Below are 15,879 nucleotides of genomic sequence, written 5' to 3'. Positions count from 1 at the left end.
AAAATGCTCCAAAAAGGAGCGCAATGCCTCGGATGAATGCGCTTTTATCGGGCGCAAAAAGAGGGGTCTGACGACCCAGGCTCCTTAAGAATGACAAGCATTGCGTACTCTGACCAGGGAAATTTCAAAATGATTACCGTTGCGAGATGGTTTCGAGATGCGCCGAGAGCACCCGCCTCACGCCTCGCTCGGAAGCGCGTCCCAGTCATGAAGCCCCATCCCCTGGAGCCTCTTGGCCTCTTCCAGAGAAATCTGCGGAAGCTCCTCCTGCAGGTAGTTCCTGAGCTCCCCCACGCCCTCGCCCGTGATGTTGTTGACCTGGAAGATGCGCTCGCAGCCCGAGCTCAAGAGCCACTGGCTGACCATGGCGACGTTGGCATAGGGGGAGTCGATCTTGGTGATGACGCCGATAAGAGGACGGTTCAGAAAGGCTCCGCAGTTGGGGGCAAAGACCGTGAAGGGCTCGTCCGCGGCGATCACGATTGCGACCACGTCGGACTCGAAGGAGAAGCAGGCAAGCCCGACCCCCACCGCCTTTGACTCGGAGTACTCGCCAGGGGTGTCAATGGTGTCGTCGTTCGCATAGGTGAACTGCGTCTTGTGATAGTGGAGCTCCTCGCCCCTGAGCGCCTGGGCGAGCGACGTCTTGCCCGCCTCGCTGCGACCCATCAAAAACAGCCGCTTCATGTGTGATGCGCCTACTCTCCTTGCTATTGCCTCGTGAACTCGCAGGAATCAAAGTGCAGCTCGTCTCTGAAGAAGCCGAGGACCTGCGTCACGGCGCTCTCGACCTCCGCGAGCGGTCCCGTGAGGATCAGGGAGCCGTTGAAACGGTCCAGGAAGCCTATCTCGACCTGGCCGCTCTTCACGGCGATGTCTGCCGCGATGACGGTGGACTCCCACGGCGTGAAGTGCATCAGGCCGATGGCCTCGCCCGTGTGGTCCTCCCCGCTGTGAACGCCGATGTGCAGCCCCAGGTTCTCGTAGGCGCTACGCTGTGAGACGCCGATGAGGTGCGCCAGGTCGACCTCACGGCCGGGGACGCTCACCCTGGTCAGGCGCAGTCGCTGGCCAGAGCCCCCCCGATAGCGGTCGCGGAAGACCTTCTTGAGATAGCCTTCCCCCGTGAGCTTGTTCGCCATGCGATCGGCCCCTAGCGCTTCGTGACGTCGCAGGCAACGTAGCCGAGCACGTCACGGAAGTAGGCCACAACCGCGCCGAGCGCCGTCGTGACGTCGGAGATCTCACCCGTGACGATGAGGGTTCCCGTGAAGCGATCGGCAAACCCCAGGTAGACATCTGCGGCCTTGATGGCAATGTCCGACGCGATGACCGTCGACTCGGGGGGCGTCATGTTCATGATGCCGAGCGCGCTCGCCTGGTAGTCAATCGTGGGATTCAGACCGAGCTTCGTGTAGATGATGGGAGCCGGGCCGCCGATGACGTGCGCGAGCGTGATCTCCTTGCCGGCAACCGTCTCCTCTACGATTCTAATTTGGTCCTGCGCGTTGTCCATGCGGACTCCCTCCTGTGACGCTCACCTGAGTGGCCTGGAGACGGATGACGAAGAGCTTTTGAAACTCGAGCCTCCGTCGTCACCTTCAGTGCGATGCTGATGTGTGAGGATGTCGCTCGAACGCCGAGGGGCCAGGCGCCCTCGCGTCGAGCTGAGCCACCGACGCGTTGCGCGCGTCAGTGAGCGTTCTATTCACTTGCAGGGTAGAGCCGGCGCATGGCCTCACTATATCTCAAAATCGGAATTCTGGGCTTCGAAGATGCGGGGCGCACACCTTGGCGACGAGACCCCCGCAAAAGAGGCCCCTCCCCCATAAGAGGGGAGAGGGGCCACGTGACGTGTCGCCTCCGCGCTACTAGCTCGAGCCGGAGCCGCCCTCGGGAGCCGCGCCCCCGTTGCCGCCCTTGCCGTGGCCCCCGCGCCGACGGCGCCGACGGGGCTTGTCCGCGTCGCCGTCGGGCTGCTGCGCGTCTCGGGGCGGCTGCACGTGCGGCTGACCCTGACCGCCCTTGTCGCCCGGACGGCGCGTGCGCCTGGTCCCGTCGCGGCGGGGCTCGCGGGGCTCGCGGCCCTCGCCGGCGGCGCCGTCAGCGGTCTGATGGTGCCTGCGACGTCGCGTAGGCGCGGCAGAGGGGACCTGGTCAGAGGGGACAGACGTCGAGGGACGCGCCGGGTCTCCTCCCTCCCCCGGACGGCGCTTGCGCCGACGATGATGGGTCGCTGCATCCTCGGACGCGGAAGAGCCCGCGCCGCGCGCGCTCTTCTCGGTAGATGAGGGGCCCCCGTTGGAGGGGCGCCGACGCTTGCGCTTGGGTTCGACGAAGATGTCGGCGGCATCCGGCGCCTCGGCCGGCACCACGCCGTTCTTGCGATCGAGCTCGGCCAGGGCCATCTGCACGTCCGGTGACTCCAGGCGTTCAAGAACCCCGCGTGTCACGGTGTCGGGACGACAAGCGCACCCGAGCTCCTCGGACTTCTTGTGCGCGGCCTCGGAGGCCGTCATGTCGGCGAGCGGCACGCGAACCTGCTTGCCGTTCTCGAGACGCAGGCAGATCTGCTCCTTGGGGGTGTTGTACTCGATGATCTTGCCCTTGCCGAGTGGCGTGTCGATCACGGCGTTTCTCTTGGGCGCACGACCCTTGAAGTCGCGATACGCCTCGAACTCGTAGCGCAGGCAGCACATGAGGCGACCGCACGCGCCGGAGATCTTGGTGGAGTTGAGTGGGAGGTCCTGCTCCTTGGCCATGCGAATGGAGACCGGGTCAAAGCTCATGTTGAACCGGCGGCAGCACAGCTCCTGGCCGCAGTGGCCGTAGCCGCCCACGATCGCCGCCTCCTCGCGCACTCCGATCTGGCGCATGTCGATGCGCACGTGAAACTCGCGCGAGAGCTCGCGCACGAGCTGGCGGAAGTCCACGCGGTCCTCGGCGGCGAAGTAGCAGACGGCCTTGTCACCCTCGAAGAGGTACTCCACGCCCACGGGCTTCATCTCAAGGCCCGAGGACGTCACGTGACGACGAAACGTCGGCAGCGCGGCCTCCCCCCTCTGCGCGAGCTCGTCGGCGCGCACGAGATCGTCCTCCGTGGCCACGCGCACCACGTCGCGAAGCTGGGAGCGGCCGACCTTGGAGGAGAGCTCCTCGGGCGTCACCTCGCGGGCGTCCGCGGTGGCAAGGCCCACCTCGAGGCCGCGCTCGGTCTGGCAGATTACGTGGTCGGCTTCCTGCGCCCCGGTCTGGACGGGATCGAACCACAGGTCACGAGCCACAAAGGCGAACTTCACCGGAATGACGGTGGGCATGTGAGTGCCTCCTTGATACGAAGCAGCATGACCTCGACGGTCAGCTGGGGAGATACGTTATGGGCGAGGTCGTCCGCCGCGCGCGCGGAGGCCTCGAGCGCCCTCAGGACCGCACGCGTGTCGCACTCAGACGCGAGACGGTCCACGACGGCTGCGCTGTCCTCGTTCACGATGGGCCCTCGGACGTCCTCGCAGCGAATCAGCACGTCACGCAGGAGCGAGTCGACGGCCGCCAGGGCCTCCATCATACCCGAACGCTCCCTCGCGGTGAGCTCGCGCTTGTTGGCGTCGGCCACCTGCTTGAGCGCGGAGGCGCTGAGAAAGTCCGTGGAGTCCTTGACGGCCTCCTCCTGGGCCTGCTTCACGTCGGCGAGGGGGACCGCGACGCCGGCCACGATCTCGCGCGCCGCCACGAGCACGTCCCAGGAGTCGGCGCGCGCGAGGGAGTCGAGCGTGCCCACGACGAGCCGACGCACCTGGCGACGCGCGGGCGAGCCCAGAAAGTCCACGGCGCGTGCGGGCGCGCCGGCCACGGCGAGGGCCACGCGCGCCTCCTGCGTGGTTGCGGTGCAGGAGCGCATGACGGAGGCGACCCCGACCTGCGGGGACACCACGGAGAACGGCACCTGCTGGCACCGAGAGGCGACCGTGGGGAGAAGGGCGGCGGTCGTGCGGCCGCACAGAATGAACATCACGTCTCGAGGAGGCTCCTCGAGGGTCTTGAGCAGCGCGTTCGCAGCGGTGCCGCGGAGAAGCCCCGCGCGCTCGAGGACGTAGACCTTGGTGCGGGCGCGCACGGGCGCCAGATGCGCGTCGGCGATGAGATCGCGGACCTGGGCCACGAGGTAGCCGGTCGCGCTCCCGGGCCTGAGCCAGTGGACGTCGGAATGCGTGTGATGCGCGACGCGGCGACAGTCGTCGCAGGTGGCGTCTCCCCCCTGGGGGCACACGACGCACTGGGCGAGGGCACGGGCGGCCTCGTGCTTGCCGGAGCCGGGCGGTCCCACGAACAGGTAGGCGTGCGAGAGCCGCTCGTCGGCGAGCGCGGTGGCAAGGAAGTCGCGCACGCGCGGCTGGTCGGAGAGGACCCCGAGCGCGGCGGGGACCGCTGCCATGGATCATCGCCCCCCAACGGAGCAGAAGGGAGCAGCGGGCGCATCCGCCCACAGGTCAGAGAGGTCGTTCCACAGACGGTCAAAGACCTCGTCGACCGTCCCCGTAGCGTCGACAAGATGGACGCGGCCAGGCTCGGTCGCGGCGAGGTGCCGATAGCCCGCCTGGACGCGCTCCTGAAACGCGAGGCCCTCCGCCTCGAGCCGGTCGACGGAGCCGGCCGTGGCACGCTCGTAGGCGCGCGAGACGTCCAGGTCGAGCACGAGCGTGCGGTCCGGGACGCAGCCGCAGCTGCCCAGGGCGTTCGCGCCGCGCACGAGCGCGTCGTCGAGGCCGCGTCCGGCGGCCTGATAGGCGTAGGTGGAGTCGGCATAGCGGTCGCACAGGACCACCGCGCCCCGCGTGAGGGCAGGCTCGATGAGCTGGCGTACGAGCTGGGCGCGCGAGGCCTCATAGAGGAGCAGCTCGCACTCGTCGGCCATCTCCTCGTTTGAGGGGTCGAGCAGAAGGGCGCGGACCTTCTCGGAGATCGGGGTTCCTCCCGGCTCGCGCAGGCGCACGACCTCGCGACCCGTGGCCGCGAGCGCCTGGGCGAGACGAGCCACCTGTGTGGTCTTGCCGCAGCCGTCCACACCCTCGAGCGTCACGAAGACTCCCCGTCTGCCCATGCCTGCCCTCCTCCCCGAGTCGACTCCCTCATGATAGCCTGCCGCGCCCTGCTCACGAATCGCGACCCGTGGCACGTCTCGGGCCGCGATGCTCACGAATACGGACCTGGGGGCAGCCCCTTTGGGGCCGCATCGTGCCACGGCCCCAAATTCGTGAGCGCAGACGGTGGCGCGGTCGGCAGCGCGGACGGCAGCAGCGCGGGACGAAGCGAGAAGCCCCGCGCGACGCACCCTCCTACGCCTTCTTGCGACGTCCACCGCCCGACGACGCGCGCTTGGTTCCCTTGCCGGCCGCCTTGCCCGCGTGCTTGGCGCCGCGCGCGCCGGAGGCGGCCTTCTTCTCGCGTCCCGGGCAGTCCATGTTGGGGCAGAGCTTCCAGGGCCCGCGCGCCGTGGTGACCACGACCAGGGGGGCCCCGCAGTCCGGGCAGGTCTCGCCCGTCGCCTCGAGCCTGCCGCGCGCCGGCAGCGGGTAGGACGTGCCGCACTCCTCGTAGTTGGTGCAGCGGATGAAGCGCTTGCCGCTCTTCTCGGACTTGTGAGCCACGAGCTGGCCCTCACGCCCGGCCTCGGCGCAGGCGGGACAGGTGCCCACCACGACGTCGGGCTCGTAGTTGGTGGGGCAGGCCGGGTTGATGCAGATCTCGTAGGCGCGGCTGCGGAACGGCTGCACCTTCACGCGCGGGGCTCCGCACTCGGGGCAGACCCCCGCCTCGCCCTCCAGGGCCGAGATCTTTCCCTGCGGCAGGGGGTAGGTGACGTCGCAGTCGGGCCAGCCCATGCACCCGGCGAAGCTGCCGCGCGTCTTGGCCGAGGTCTTGACCACGAGGTCCTTGCCGCACTTGGGGCAGACGCCGATCTTGGCGTCGGCGGTGACGGCGTCGGCAATGGCCTCGGAGAGGTCGTCTTTGTGCTCCACGAGGCCGTCCATGAGGCCGGCGAGAAGCGCGCGCGAGTGCGAGACCACCTGCTCCTGGGTGTCCGTGCCGTCGGAGACCTTGGTCATGTCCCCCTCGAGCTCCGAGGTCATGTCGGGCGTGGTGATGCGCGGCGCGTAGGCGTTCAGAGCGTCGATGATGGCCATGCCCAGCTGGCTCGGCTCGACCGGGTCGTTCTTGAAGTACTTGCGCTGGTAGAGCGTGTCGATGATGTTCGCGCGCGTGGACTTGGTCCCCAGGCCCCGCTTCTCCATCTCCTGGATGAGCTTGCCCTGGCTGTAGCGAGCGGGCGGCTCGGTCTGTTTGCCCAGGAGCTCCATGGCCTCGACGGCGCAGACGTCGCCCTCGGACAGGGCCGGGAGCTGGTCGTCCTTCTTGAGGCCATAGGGGTACACGGCGCGAAATCCCGGCTTCGCGAGCACGCTGCCCGAGACCGTGAAGGGCTCGCCCGCCACGTCGAGCGTGACCTTGGTGCCCTCGATCGTGGCCGGGCCCATGAGCGTGGCCAGAAAGCGCCGCGCGATCAGGTTGTAGAGCTTCCAGGCGGCGGGCTGCAGGTTGTCCGGGTCGGCCGCCGCCGTGGGGTAGATCGGCGGGTGGTCGGTCGTCTCCTGCTTGCCGCGCGTGGCCGTGAGCTTTCCCTGGGCGAGAAGCCCCCTGCAGGTCCCGGCATACTGCGGGACCTTGGCCAGGCTGCGCACGCAGGCGGCGAGGTCCAGCGAGCTCGGGTAGACCGTGTTGTCCACGCGCGGGTACGAGATGAGGCCGTCCATGTAGAGGGACTCGGCCAGGCGCATCGTGCGCGCAGGCGAGATCCCTTCGGCGGCGGCCGCGGCCTGCAGCGAGGTGGTGTTGAACGGCACGGGAGGGCGCTGCGTGCGGCTCTTGCGCTCCACGGCCGTCACGCGGCCCTGCGAGGCATGCTCCACGTGCGAGAAGGCGGCGTCGGCCGCGTCCTTGTCCCAGAAGCGCGACGTGGCGTGAGCGACCCTGAAGGAGCTCTCGTCCTTGGTGGCCTGGCCCTGGATGACCCAGTAGGGCACCGGGTCAAAGGCCATGCGCTCGCGCTCGCGCTCGACCACGAGGGCCAGCGTGGGAGTCTGGACGCGCCCGGCCGAGCGGACGTTGCCCAGCCCGGAGAAGCGCACGGCGGTGAGGTAGCGCGTGAGGACCGCGCCCCAGATGAGGTCGATGTACTGGCGCGACTCGCCGGCGTCGGCGAGGTCCTGGTCGAGCTCCACGAGGTTCGCGAAGGCATGGTCTATCTCGGTCTTGGTGAAGGCCGAGTAGCGAGCGCGCGAGACGGGAACGTCGGGCGCGACGTCGCGGATCTGGCGCAGGGCGTCCGAGCCGATAAGCTCGCCCTCGCGGTCGAAGTCCGTGCCGATGACCACGGAGTCGGCCTTCTTGGCGAGGTTCTTGAGGGCGCGGATGATCTCCTTCTCGGCGGGCAGCTTCTGGATGGGGGCCCAGACCAGGTACGGCAGGCTCGCGATCTTCCAGCCCTTGAGGTCCACGCCGTCGGCGAGGAAGGGCTTGCGCTTGCGTGCGTAGGGGGGCCGGGCCAGGCCGTCGGGGACGTCGGCGGCAAGCAGCTCGCCGTCCTCCGTAAGGCCGCGCCACCCCTCATCGGGGTCGAACGTGAGCTGGACGGGAAAGTCCACCTTCAGGATGTGACCGCGCAGGCCGATGGTCGCGCAGTCCTCCCCGCTCACGCGGAAGCGGTAGACGGGCGTGTTGTAGACCTTGTCGGCCTTGGGCTTGCCCGAGTCGGAGAGCAGGCGCGCAATCTGCTGCGCAGCGTCGTTTTTCTCGGTGACGATGAGCTTCACGAGAGAATCAGTCCTTATCGTTTAGTCGAGCGCGTGCTGCTCGTAGTCCTCGCGGGTCCACTTGAGGGCCGCCTTGCCGTCGCGGGCGATGATGATGTAGCGCGCCACGGCGAGGGCCGCCTCGTACAAGGCGATGAGAGCGGCGAACATGAGCAGCATCGTGACCGGAGAGGCGTCGGGGGTGACGACGGCCGACAGGACCATGAGGCCCACGTAGATCATGCGCCACTGCGCACGGAACGTCTTGTAGGGCACGAGGTGCAGGATCGAGAGGTAGAAGATCACGAGCGGAAGCTGGAAGGCCACGCCGAAGCCGATTTCTAGCAGCATGAAGATGTTCAGGAAGTCCTCAGCATCGTTGAGCTGGTCGCCAAAGGCGTAGGTCTGGTCTATGAGCCAGCCGAAGGCCGCCTGCTGGATGATGAAGTAGCAGAAGATCATGCCGAGGGCGAACAGCGCGACCATGGCGGCCACGGTGGGCACGACCCAGCGCCGCTCCTTGGGCGTGAGGGCGGGCAGGAAGAAGCCCATGACCTCCCAGATGACGATCGGCGAGCAGATGATGGCCGCGAAGAACAGGGACACCTTGAAGCGGATCGTGAAGCCGCCAAGAGCCGAGGTCACCGTCAGGGGCTTGCCGTGCAGGGCCTCCTTGATGGGCTCCATCATGAGGTCGATGAGGGCGGGCGTGGCAAAGTACACCACGACGGCAACCACGGCGAGGGCGACGACCACGATCGTAAGGCGACGGCGAAGCTCGCCGAGGTGGTCGAAGAGGGGCATGCGTGCTGGTCCGATGGGCATATGGCGTGCGGAAGCGAGGCTAGGCCTCGACGCTCCCGCCCTCCTTCCCGGTGTTCTCGGTGCTGACGGAGTCGGTGGGGGCGCCGTGCTCTGGGGCGGGCTCCGGCGCGGAGGGCTCGCCCGTCTGGACAGGCGCGGTCGGGCGGGCGGGCGTCATCGCATAGAGGTCGGCCGCCGTGCGGGGCACAGGCGAGACCTCGGGCTCGGACGATGTCACGGGGGCCGGTGAGGCCTCGGAGCCTGCAGGATCGCCGCCCGCGGAGACCTCGGTTCCCGCGTCGTCAGCGTCCTTCTCGGCGCTGGCGGCGGCTGCAGCCTCCTCGACGGCCCTGCGCTCGGCCGCGAGGCGCTTCTTGCGCTCGGCGAAGGTCTCGGCCTTCTTGGGCGCGGCGTCCTCGGAGCCCGCCTGCGCCTCGAGGTCCGCGTCCTCCTCGAAGCCGGCCGCGCGCGCGCGGTTGGGCTTCTTGGGGTTGTCGCTCATGGCCTCGGCGGCCGGGTCGACGATCTCGGTCTGGACGACCTGCGTGAAGCCCTCCTGGGCGTTGCGGAACTGCCTGAGGGCGCGACCCAGGGTCCTGCCCATACCCGGCAGCTTGTCGGGCCCGAAAATCATGAACGCGAACAACAGGATGAGGACTAGCTCTGTCTCTCCGATGCCAAACACGGATCGCATCCCTCACTCTCATGCCAATAGGTACGCTGTCTGTCTGCGCGAGCGGCCCCCTGGCCGCCGCGGCCTAGCCCTCGCGGATGTTGAGGTCGCTGCCCACGCCCAGAAGGCCCAGCACGCGGGCCACGTTCTTCTGCGGTCGGGCCACGACGAGGCGGGCGCTTGCCTCGGAGGCGCGATGCGCCGCCCCCACGAGGACGCCGATGCCCGTGGAGTCGATGTAGGAGACCCGTGCCAGGTCGACGACGAGCTCCTTCCCGGCGCAGGAGGAGAGCTGGGCGTCAAGCGCCGAGCGAAGCTCGGAGGCGTTGGAGACGTCGACCTCGCCCTCGACGGCAAGGCAGGTGCCGCCGCCCTCGGATGCTGTGCTGCTGATGGTGAGACTCATGTCTTCCCCTTCCTCGACGCGGGCTAGAGGCCCGTTCCCGAGAGATTTGACAGATCGCTCGAGAGCCCCGCGGCTCCCGAGCCCGTAGCGGAGGTGCTGCTGGTGGTGCTCGTGCTGCTCGAGGAGTCCGATGAGCTCGAGGCGCTGGACGCGCTCGCCTCGAGGGCGGAGAGGCGATCCTCGCCGTAGCTCTTGGCGCCGTACTCGTCGTCGGGGTCGTACTCGACGGCCTTCTGGTAGGCCGCGGCGGCCTGCGTGGACGTGCCCTGGGACTCATAGAGCATCCCGAGGTTGGCCCAGGCGAGTGCGTAGTCCGGCGAGGACCGGGTGAGCTCCTCGAGCGCTGTCACAGCCGACGTGGGGTCGCCCTCGTAGTACTGGGCGAGCGCGCGGTTGACGCGCACCGCGCCCGAGTCCGAGTCGACCTGCGCGAGGTACTGGTCGTCGTAGCCGATGGACTTCCCGAGCAGGTCGTTGGCGTGCTGGGTCTCGTCGTCGGTGGTGGCAACGGAGCTGACGTTCGCGCCCCAGGCAAAGTAGTAGCGACCGAGGGCAAGAAGCGAGGCCTCGTCTGCGGGGTCGTCGGCGAGCTTCGCCTCGAGGTCCGAGACGATTGACTGGTACTTCTCGTCAACCGCGTCCACCTGGGAGGCGTCTGCGTCCTGCGTCGACGTCGACGACGAGCTCGCGGAGCTCTCCTGGCTCTGGGACACGGAAGCGAGCGCCCCGGCGAGTGTGGAGAAGGCGAAGATGACCACGAAGACGATGACGATGACCTTCTGGGTGCGCGAGAGCGTGCCCGGATCCTTGGCCTTGGCCCCAGCCCCGGCCTTGGGCGGCTTCTTGGCAGCAGCGACCTTGCTCTTTGCTCTTGGCGTGTTCGCCATGCCCCAGACACCTTTCACGTTGCGACGAAGACGGGCGCCTGCCCGCGACCTCTTAGCATATGCCACGGCATTGTCTGTGCAAGACAGCGAGACACGAGCGCGGCGATAATAACAGAACTTTGCCAAAGCCGCTCGGAGCGGACGGCACCGACCTAGGCGCGCTCGGCGGCGGCGAGGCGTGCCGAGACGAGCTTGACGGCCACCACGAAGACGTCGAGCGCCTGGGAGAGCTCGTCGAGCGAGGGATAGGTGGGGGCAATGCGAATGTTGGTGTCTCGGGGGTCCTCGCCGTAGGGCCAGGGTGCTCCGGCAGGCGTGAGCTTCACGCCGAGCTCCGCGGCCAGGGAGACGACCTCCTTGGCCGAGCCCTCGGGACCCTCGAACGAGACGAAGTAGCCGCCGTTGGGGTCCGTCCACGTGGCGCAGTCCAGCTTGCCCAGCCCGCGCGAGAGCTTCTCCTGCACGAGCGCGAAGCGTGGGGCGATGAGCTCGGCGTGCCTGGCCATGTGGGCGTGCACGCCCGCGGCGTCGCGCAGGAACCTGACGTGCGCGAGCTGCGAGATCTTCTCGGGACAGACGCGCATGGACGAGAAGGCCTGGCGGAGCTCGGCGAGGTCGGCGGCGCTGGCCGAGACCCAGGCCATGCCTGAGCCGGGGAAGGTCACCTTGGCCGTGGAGGCGAACTCGTAGACGAGGTCAACGGAGCCCGCCTCGGCGAGCGCGTCGAAGACGTTCATGAGCTCGTCGCCCTCCCCTTTGAAGGTATGGACGACGTAGGCGTTGTCCCAGAAGATGCGGAAGTCGGGCGCGGCGGGTTTGAGGTGCGCGAAGGCACGCACGACCTCGTCAGAGTAGGTGACACCCGTGGGGTTGGCGTACTTGGGGACGCACCAGATGCCCTTGACGGAGGCGTCTTCCTCCACGTAGCGGCGAACGACGTCCATGTCGGGACCGTCAGTGCGCATGGGTACGGGCACGTTCTGGATGCCGTAGCGGGCGGTCACGGTGAAGTGGCGGTCATAGCCCGGCGCGGGGCAGAGGAACTTGATGGGACCCTGCGCGCACCAGGGCTTGTTGCCGCCGATGCCGTGGGTGTAGGCGTTGCAGACCACGTCGTGCATGAGGTTGAGGCTCGAGGAGCCGTTGACGATCACGTGAGAGGGCTCGACGCCCACGAGCTCGGCGGCCAGCGCGCGAGCCGAGGGAAGGCCGTCGGGCGCGCCGTAGTTGTCGGCCGCCACGCCCTGGTCGTCAAGGTCTGAGTCCGAGCCGAGAAGGTCGAGCATGGGGCGGGAGAGCGCGGTCTGCTCGGGGCTCGGCCTGCCGCGCGCCATGTCGAGCTTGAGACCCAGGACACGTAGGGAATCGGCCTGCCGATCGAGGTCGGCGAGCTGGGCAGAGAGCTCGGAGTCGGTCATCTTCTGAAACGCGTTGGGCATGGTTTCCTCCTTTGTTGCGTTGCCTGAGTATAGATGCAAATGCCGCGCGAGCTGCTACCATGGGCCTCACCAAAAAGAAAGCCAACGGACGGGGGCGACCATGGACACGTGGGGAGTGCGCGCCGAGGAGTACGGTGAGCTGCAGCGGCTCGTGGACGCCCTGTTCCCCACGCGAGCGTCGCGTGCCGTGACCAAGCTCGACGTGGTGGCCAAGGCGGACGTCTTCGACCTGTGCGCCGACATGCGCGAGGTCGTGGACATGCTCCCCTCGCGCACCTACGGGCGGACGCGCCTGTGCGACCAGCTCAACTCCATCGTCACCGCCCACGGGTGGGGCGCCGTCTACGGCACGGTGGAGTAGCCGGACTGCGACGTCCCCTCCCCGCGCTCAGCTTCGAGCAAAAAACGCTCTCAGAAATCGCGCGGGGAGGGGACGTCGCAGTCCTCAAAAGACAAAAGAGGTGCCGACGAGATCTTCCCGCCGGCACCTTACATGCGATGCGATAACGAACTCGCCTACTCGTCTTCCTCCAGCGCGGCGGCAATCTCGTCGGTCACGTCCATCGTGTGATAGACGTTCTGGACGTCCTCGAGCTCGTCGAGGCGGTCGATGAGGCGCTGGACCTTCTTGGCGTCGTTCACCGTCACCTCGGTCGGCGTGGTGGGAACCATCGTGAGCTCGGAGCCCTTGACCTCGACGCCCTGGTCCTCGATGCCCTGCTGGACGTCCTGCATCTTGTCATAGGCGGTCCAGACGATCCACTGCTCGCCCGCGTCCTCGTAGTCCTCGCCGCCGGCCTCGGCCACGACCATCATGAACTCGTCCTCGTCGACGGCATTCTCACGGTCGGCGACCTTCTTGTCGTCGCTCTTGACGACCTTGTCGACGGCGATGGAGCCCCTGCGCTCGAACTGGAACGCGACGGAGCCGGCCGTGCCCAGGGAGCCACCCGCATGGGTGAAGGCGGAGCGGACGTCGGCCGCGGTGCGGTTTTTGTTGTCCGTCAGGCAGTCGACGTAGACGGCCACGCCCGCGGGACCGTAGCCCTCGTAGACGACCTCGGAGTAGACGGCGGCGTCGGCGCCGGCGCCAAAGGCCTTGTCGATGGCCGCCTTGATCTTGGCATTGGGCATGGAGACCATGCGAGCACGGGCAACGGCCGCAGACAGGGAGGCGTTGTTCTCCGGGTTGGGGTCGCCGCCGACCTTGGCGGCAACGGTGATGTTGCGTGAGAGCTTGGAGAACAGCGAGGAGCGCTTGGCGTCGATCGCGGCCTTCTTGTGCTTGGTGGTTGCCCACTTAGAGTGTCCGGACATGCACATCTCCTTCTTGCCTGGAACGGACCCGCGAAGCGTCCGCCGCGGGCACCTACTAAAACCAATACGGCGCGTGCGCGCGGCACGCAGACCACGCTCGGCATGAAACACGCCTACGATAGGGCACGAAGTCGGCCTTGTAAAGGCATCGCGCCAAACTGGACGGCATCGCTCGCGCTGCGCTCAGCGTTTGCACGCGCTGCGTCATGGGTATCGTCATCTCATACTATGGCCGCGGACGAGGAGGCACCATGCTCTACGTAGGCAGCTTCAGCTACAACGACGAGACCGACGACAAGGACAACTACTGCCTCATGCCCTGCGTGGTCGAGGCCTCCACGAGCGACGAGGCCCTCGACCGGTTCGCCGCCCACTTCCAGGAGGTTCGTCGCTCCTCTGACCTGTTGGATGGCGCCCACGAGATCTTTCTTGACTCCCTCGTCGAGCTCGAGGGGGTGCCCGCCGAGCCGGTCATCTGCCAGTGGCAGAAGATCGTGCCCGCCATGGACGGCCTGTGCAGCATCACGAGCGCGCTTCCCGAGACGGACCTCGCCGACGACTTCGCCAGCGCCTACGGCTGGGGCGTGGATGACGACGAGTACGAGGACGACGAGGGCCGCGGTGATGCGCTTGAACACGACGACGAGGACCCGGAGGGCTATCCCGAGGAGCCCTTCCTGCGGTTCTAGTCCCGAGGCCCCGCTCCCCCCTCGTGTGCGCGACGTGCGCGATACGCGTCGAGGCACTCCGCGTACGCGGCGCGCTGACGCCGATACCGTCGAGAAAGGCCGAAGGTACATGCGCCTAGGATGACCAGGTAGATTACCACGAAGCTAATCCACGCTCCCGGCACGTCGACGGGCAGCCACCCACCGAGCCAGGCGCAGGGCACGAGAGCCGTAAGGTATGCGATCCCAAAGAGCGCGACGCGCGCTGGATAGCCCCAGGGCAGTCCGAGCACGCGGGGATTGAAGCAGACCTGTTGGAGAAGGCCCCCCGCCACGCCCGCAACGATGCACGACAGGCAGATCGCGAGCCCCTCACTCATGCCGAAGGCGGCGATGCCCGCGAACGTGGTCGCGAGCAGCATGACAACCGCAATCACGCACCCCATGGATAGCCCGGCCGCGAGCGACGTGCGCGGTGGCTCCTCGACCGGGCTCAGAAGACCACGCCTCCGCATGACCGGCCCCTCTTCTCTCAGACTATCGTTTTTCATACGAGTCACCCATCTCCAGCCTCCGCCTGATGGCGGACACGTAGGTGCGCGTCACCAGGACTTCGCAACCATTCTCCAGCCTGAGCGTGAGACGCCCCGCAAGCTCAGGGCGAATCGTGCGCACCAGGGCGAAGTTGACGATGATCTGACGAGAAACGCGCACGAACTCGCTTCCCTCCAGTGCCGTCTCGATCTCGCAGAGGCGCAACGTGCTCTCCAGCTCCTCGCCTGATCGAAGGAGCATGCGCGCGCGTGTCTCAGCGACCTCGAAGAGCACGATGTCAGCCAGGGCGACCAGCCGGCGTTCGGGGCCGCCTGCTGGGTATCCGCTCACACGCCCGTCCAACAGAGAGATCCTGCGTGCGAGCGCGGCGGCGCGACCGTCGCCCGGTGCTGACAGGACCCGCACGGCAATCGAGCGCCTTCCCTTCTCCTCTATGACCCGCACCTCCATGGGACCCCCTTCTCTTCTCGGGAGCTAGTATGCGGCGTCGACGCAGCTCATGCGGTGAGGTGACGCCGAGTTGCCAAAAGAGGCCTCCGAGTTACCGGAAGCCCCTCTTGCAATTGACAAGCACAGATCGAGCCTGCCCCGGCGCACGGCAAGGGAGCACATCGTTAAGCCCTCCATGACTCAGGGGGCGCTTCCGACCGTTGCGAGATCCCCCCATCTCAACAACGGCCAGAAGCGCCCCCTGAGGCTCGCCCGTACCCTCGCGGGGACGCCATCCGAGGGAAGTCGGATGGCGTCAAGAAAGGAGCGGACAAGAACGAACTCGAAAGACTAGCGGCCCTGGCGAAGCATCCAGAGAGCCTTGCTAAAGCTCACGATCAGATCGTCCATGGTCGTAGAGACCAGATAGGCGTTCTCGTCGTCAGCGGCGCCCTTGATGGAGGAGGCCTCGTCGAGAATACTCTGGAAGTCCTCGATGATGGACGCGTAGGCGTCCCTGGAGCTCACGTAGCCGTCGGAGCGCTCCTCGATCGAGGAGGTCTCGAGGAACTGGTGCATCGAGGAGATGGGCTGAGCGCCGATCTGCAGGATGACCTCAGCGATCTGGTCGACGAAGTCGTTGACGTCACCGTAGAAGTCCTCGATCTTGGGATGCGCCTGGAAGAAGTCGGGGCCCTTCACGTACCAATGGAAGCTCTGAAGCTTGTGATACTCGACGACGAGATCGGCCAGAAGATGATTGAGCTTGCTTTCCATGAGATCCTCCTTGGGAACGTGACGTATCTGCCCGCGGGTGCCAACTCCTTCCCGCTTGACACCAGTATCCCCCTCTT

The 15,879-nt window shown here is 67.2% G+C and carries 18 protein-coding genes; 2 read left to right on the top strand and 16 right to left on the bottom strand.

Annotated features, from left to right (window positions below; translation table 11 throughout):
• Positions 1–177: 177 nt before the first annotated feature.
• From INP52_RS02285 to INP52_RS02230, 12 genes are all read right to left on the bottom strand, one after another.
• Positions 178–687, bottom strand: coding sequence for a EutP/PduV family microcompartment system protein (locus tag INP52_RS02285; protein WP_194372066.1), 510 nt, complete (start codon positions 685–687; stop codon positions 178–180).
• Positions 688–710: 23 nt separating this feature from the next.
• On the bottom strand, positions 711–1,142 hold the full coding sequence (locus INP52_RS02280) for a BMC domain-containing protein (protein ID WP_194372064.1): 432 nt from the start codon (positions 1,140–1,142) through the stop codon (positions 711–713).
• A gap of 11 nt (positions 1,143–1,153) precedes the next feature.
• The gene (locus INP52_RS02275) at positions 1,154–1,516 is read right to left on the bottom strand and encodes a BMC domain-containing protein (protein WP_194372062.1); all 363 of its coding nucleotides are present in this window, start codon (positions 1,514–1,516) and stop codon (positions 1,154–1,156) included.
• 355 nt (positions 1,517–1,871) lie between these two features.
• A complete protein-coding gene (gene ricT, locus INP52_RS02270) occupies positions 1,872–3,317 on the bottom strand; it encodes a PSP1 domain-containing protein (RefSeq protein ID WP_194372060.1) in 1,446 nt (481 codons plus the stop codon).
• Complete coding sequence (locus tag INP52_RS02265; protein ID WP_194372058.1) at positions 3,296–4,432, bottom strand: DNA polymerase III subunit; 1,137 nt, start codon at positions 4,430–4,432, stop codon at positions 3,296–3,298. The genes ricT and INP52_RS02265 overlap by 22 nt, the downstream gene beginning before the upstream one ends.
• Before the next feature lie 3 nt (positions 4,433–4,435).
• Positions 4,436–5,098, bottom strand: a complete 663-nt coding sequence (tmk, locus tag INP52_RS02260) for a dTMP kinase (protein ID WP_194372056.1) — start codon at positions 5,096–5,098, stop codon at positions 4,436–4,438.
• Between the two features lie 235 nt (positions 5,099–5,333).
• A complete protein-coding gene (locus INP52_RS02255; RefSeq protein WP_194372054.1) occupies positions 5,334–7,868 on the bottom strand; it encodes a DNA topoisomerase I in 2,535 nt (844 codons plus the stop codon).
• A gap of 21 nt (positions 7,869–7,889) precedes the next feature.
• Positions 7,890–8,672, bottom strand: coding sequence for a twin-arginine translocase subunit TatC (tatC, locus tag INP52_RS02250; RefSeq protein WP_194372046.1), 783 nt, complete (start codon positions 8,670–8,672; stop codon positions 7,890–7,892).
• A gap of 19 nt (positions 8,673–8,691) precedes the next feature.
• Entirely contained in the window at positions 8,692–9,336 is a 645-nt protein-coding gene (locus INP52_RS02245) for a twin-arginine translocase TatA/TatE family subunit (RefSeq protein ID WP_228478380.1), read from the bottom strand.
• 73 nt (positions 9,337–9,409) lie between these two features.
• On the bottom strand, positions 9,410–9,730 hold the full coding sequence (locus tag INP52_RS02240; protein WP_194372041.1) for an STAS domain-containing protein: 321 nt from the start codon (positions 9,728–9,730) through the stop codon (positions 9,410–9,412).
• Between the two features lie 23 nt (positions 9,731–9,753).
• Positions 9,754–10,617, bottom strand: coding sequence for a tetratricopeptide repeat protein (locus INP52_RS02235; protein WP_194372039.1), 864 nt, complete (start codon positions 10,615–10,617; stop codon positions 9,754–9,756).
• A gap of 152 nt (positions 10,618–10,769) precedes the next feature.
• A complete protein-coding gene (locus INP52_RS02230; protein WP_194372037.1) occupies positions 10,770–12,056 on the bottom strand; it encodes an aminotransferase class I/II-fold pyridoxal phosphate-dependent enzyme in 1,287 nt (428 codons plus the stop codon).
• Between the two features lie 100 nt (positions 12,057–12,156).
• On the opposite strand from INP52_RS02230, the gene INP52_RS02225 reads away from it, so the two are divergent.
• Positions 12,157–12,417 carry a hypothetical protein gene (locus INP52_RS02225; RefSeq protein WP_194372035.1) on the top strand — a complete coding sequence of 87 codons (261 nt, stop codon included), beginning with the start codon at positions 12,157–12,159 and terminating at the stop codon, positions 12,415–12,417.
• Between the two features lie 155 nt (positions 12,418–12,572).
• Here the strand turns inward: INP52_RS02225 and INP52_RS02220 are convergent, their stop codons facing one another.
• Entirely contained in the window at positions 12,573–13,373 is an 801-nt protein-coding gene (locus INP52_RS02220) for a YebC/PmpR family DNA-binding transcriptional regulator (RefSeq protein ID WP_194372033.1), read from the bottom strand.
• A 251-nt stretch (positions 13,374–13,624) separates the two neighbouring features.
• Here INP52_RS02220 and INP52_RS02215 point away from each other — a divergent pair, with 251 nt between their 5' ends.
• Entirely contained in the window at positions 13,625–14,062 is a 438-nt protein-coding gene (locus tag INP52_RS02215) for a hypothetical protein (protein WP_194372031.1), read from the top strand.
• On the opposite strand, the gene INP52_RS02210 is transcribed toward INP52_RS02215, so the two are convergent.
• From INP52_RS02210 to INP52_RS02200, 3 genes are all read right to left on the bottom strand, one after another.
• Complete coding sequence (locus tag INP52_RS02210) at positions 14,059–14,556, bottom strand: DUF3021 family protein (protein WP_228478379.1); 498 nt, start codon at positions 14,554–14,556, stop codon at positions 14,059–14,061. The two genes, INP52_RS02215 and INP52_RS02210, sit on opposite strands and share 4 nt — an antisense overlap.
• 22 nt (positions 14,557–14,578) lie before the next feature.
• On the bottom strand, positions 14,579–15,046 hold the full coding sequence (locus INP52_RS02205) for a LytTR family DNA-binding domain-containing protein (protein WP_194372029.1): 468 nt from the start codon (positions 15,044–15,046) through the stop codon (positions 14,579–14,581).
• 330 nt (positions 15,047–15,376) lie between these two features.
• Complete coding sequence (locus INP52_RS02200; RefSeq protein ID WP_194372027.1) at positions 15,377–15,802, bottom strand: Dps family protein; 426 nt, start codon at positions 15,800–15,802, stop codon at positions 15,377–15,379.
• Positions 15,803–15,879 lie beyond the last annotated feature (77 nt).

It is taken from the genome of Thermophilibacter immobilis, from assembly GCF_015277515.1.
Classification (GTDB): domain Bacteria; phylum Actinomycetota; class Coriobacteriia; order Coriobacteriales; family Atopobiaceae; genus Thermophilibacter; species Thermophilibacter immobilis.
Note: the sequence above shows the minus strand (reverse complement) of the source record. Positions and strands in the feature narration are given on the sequence as shown.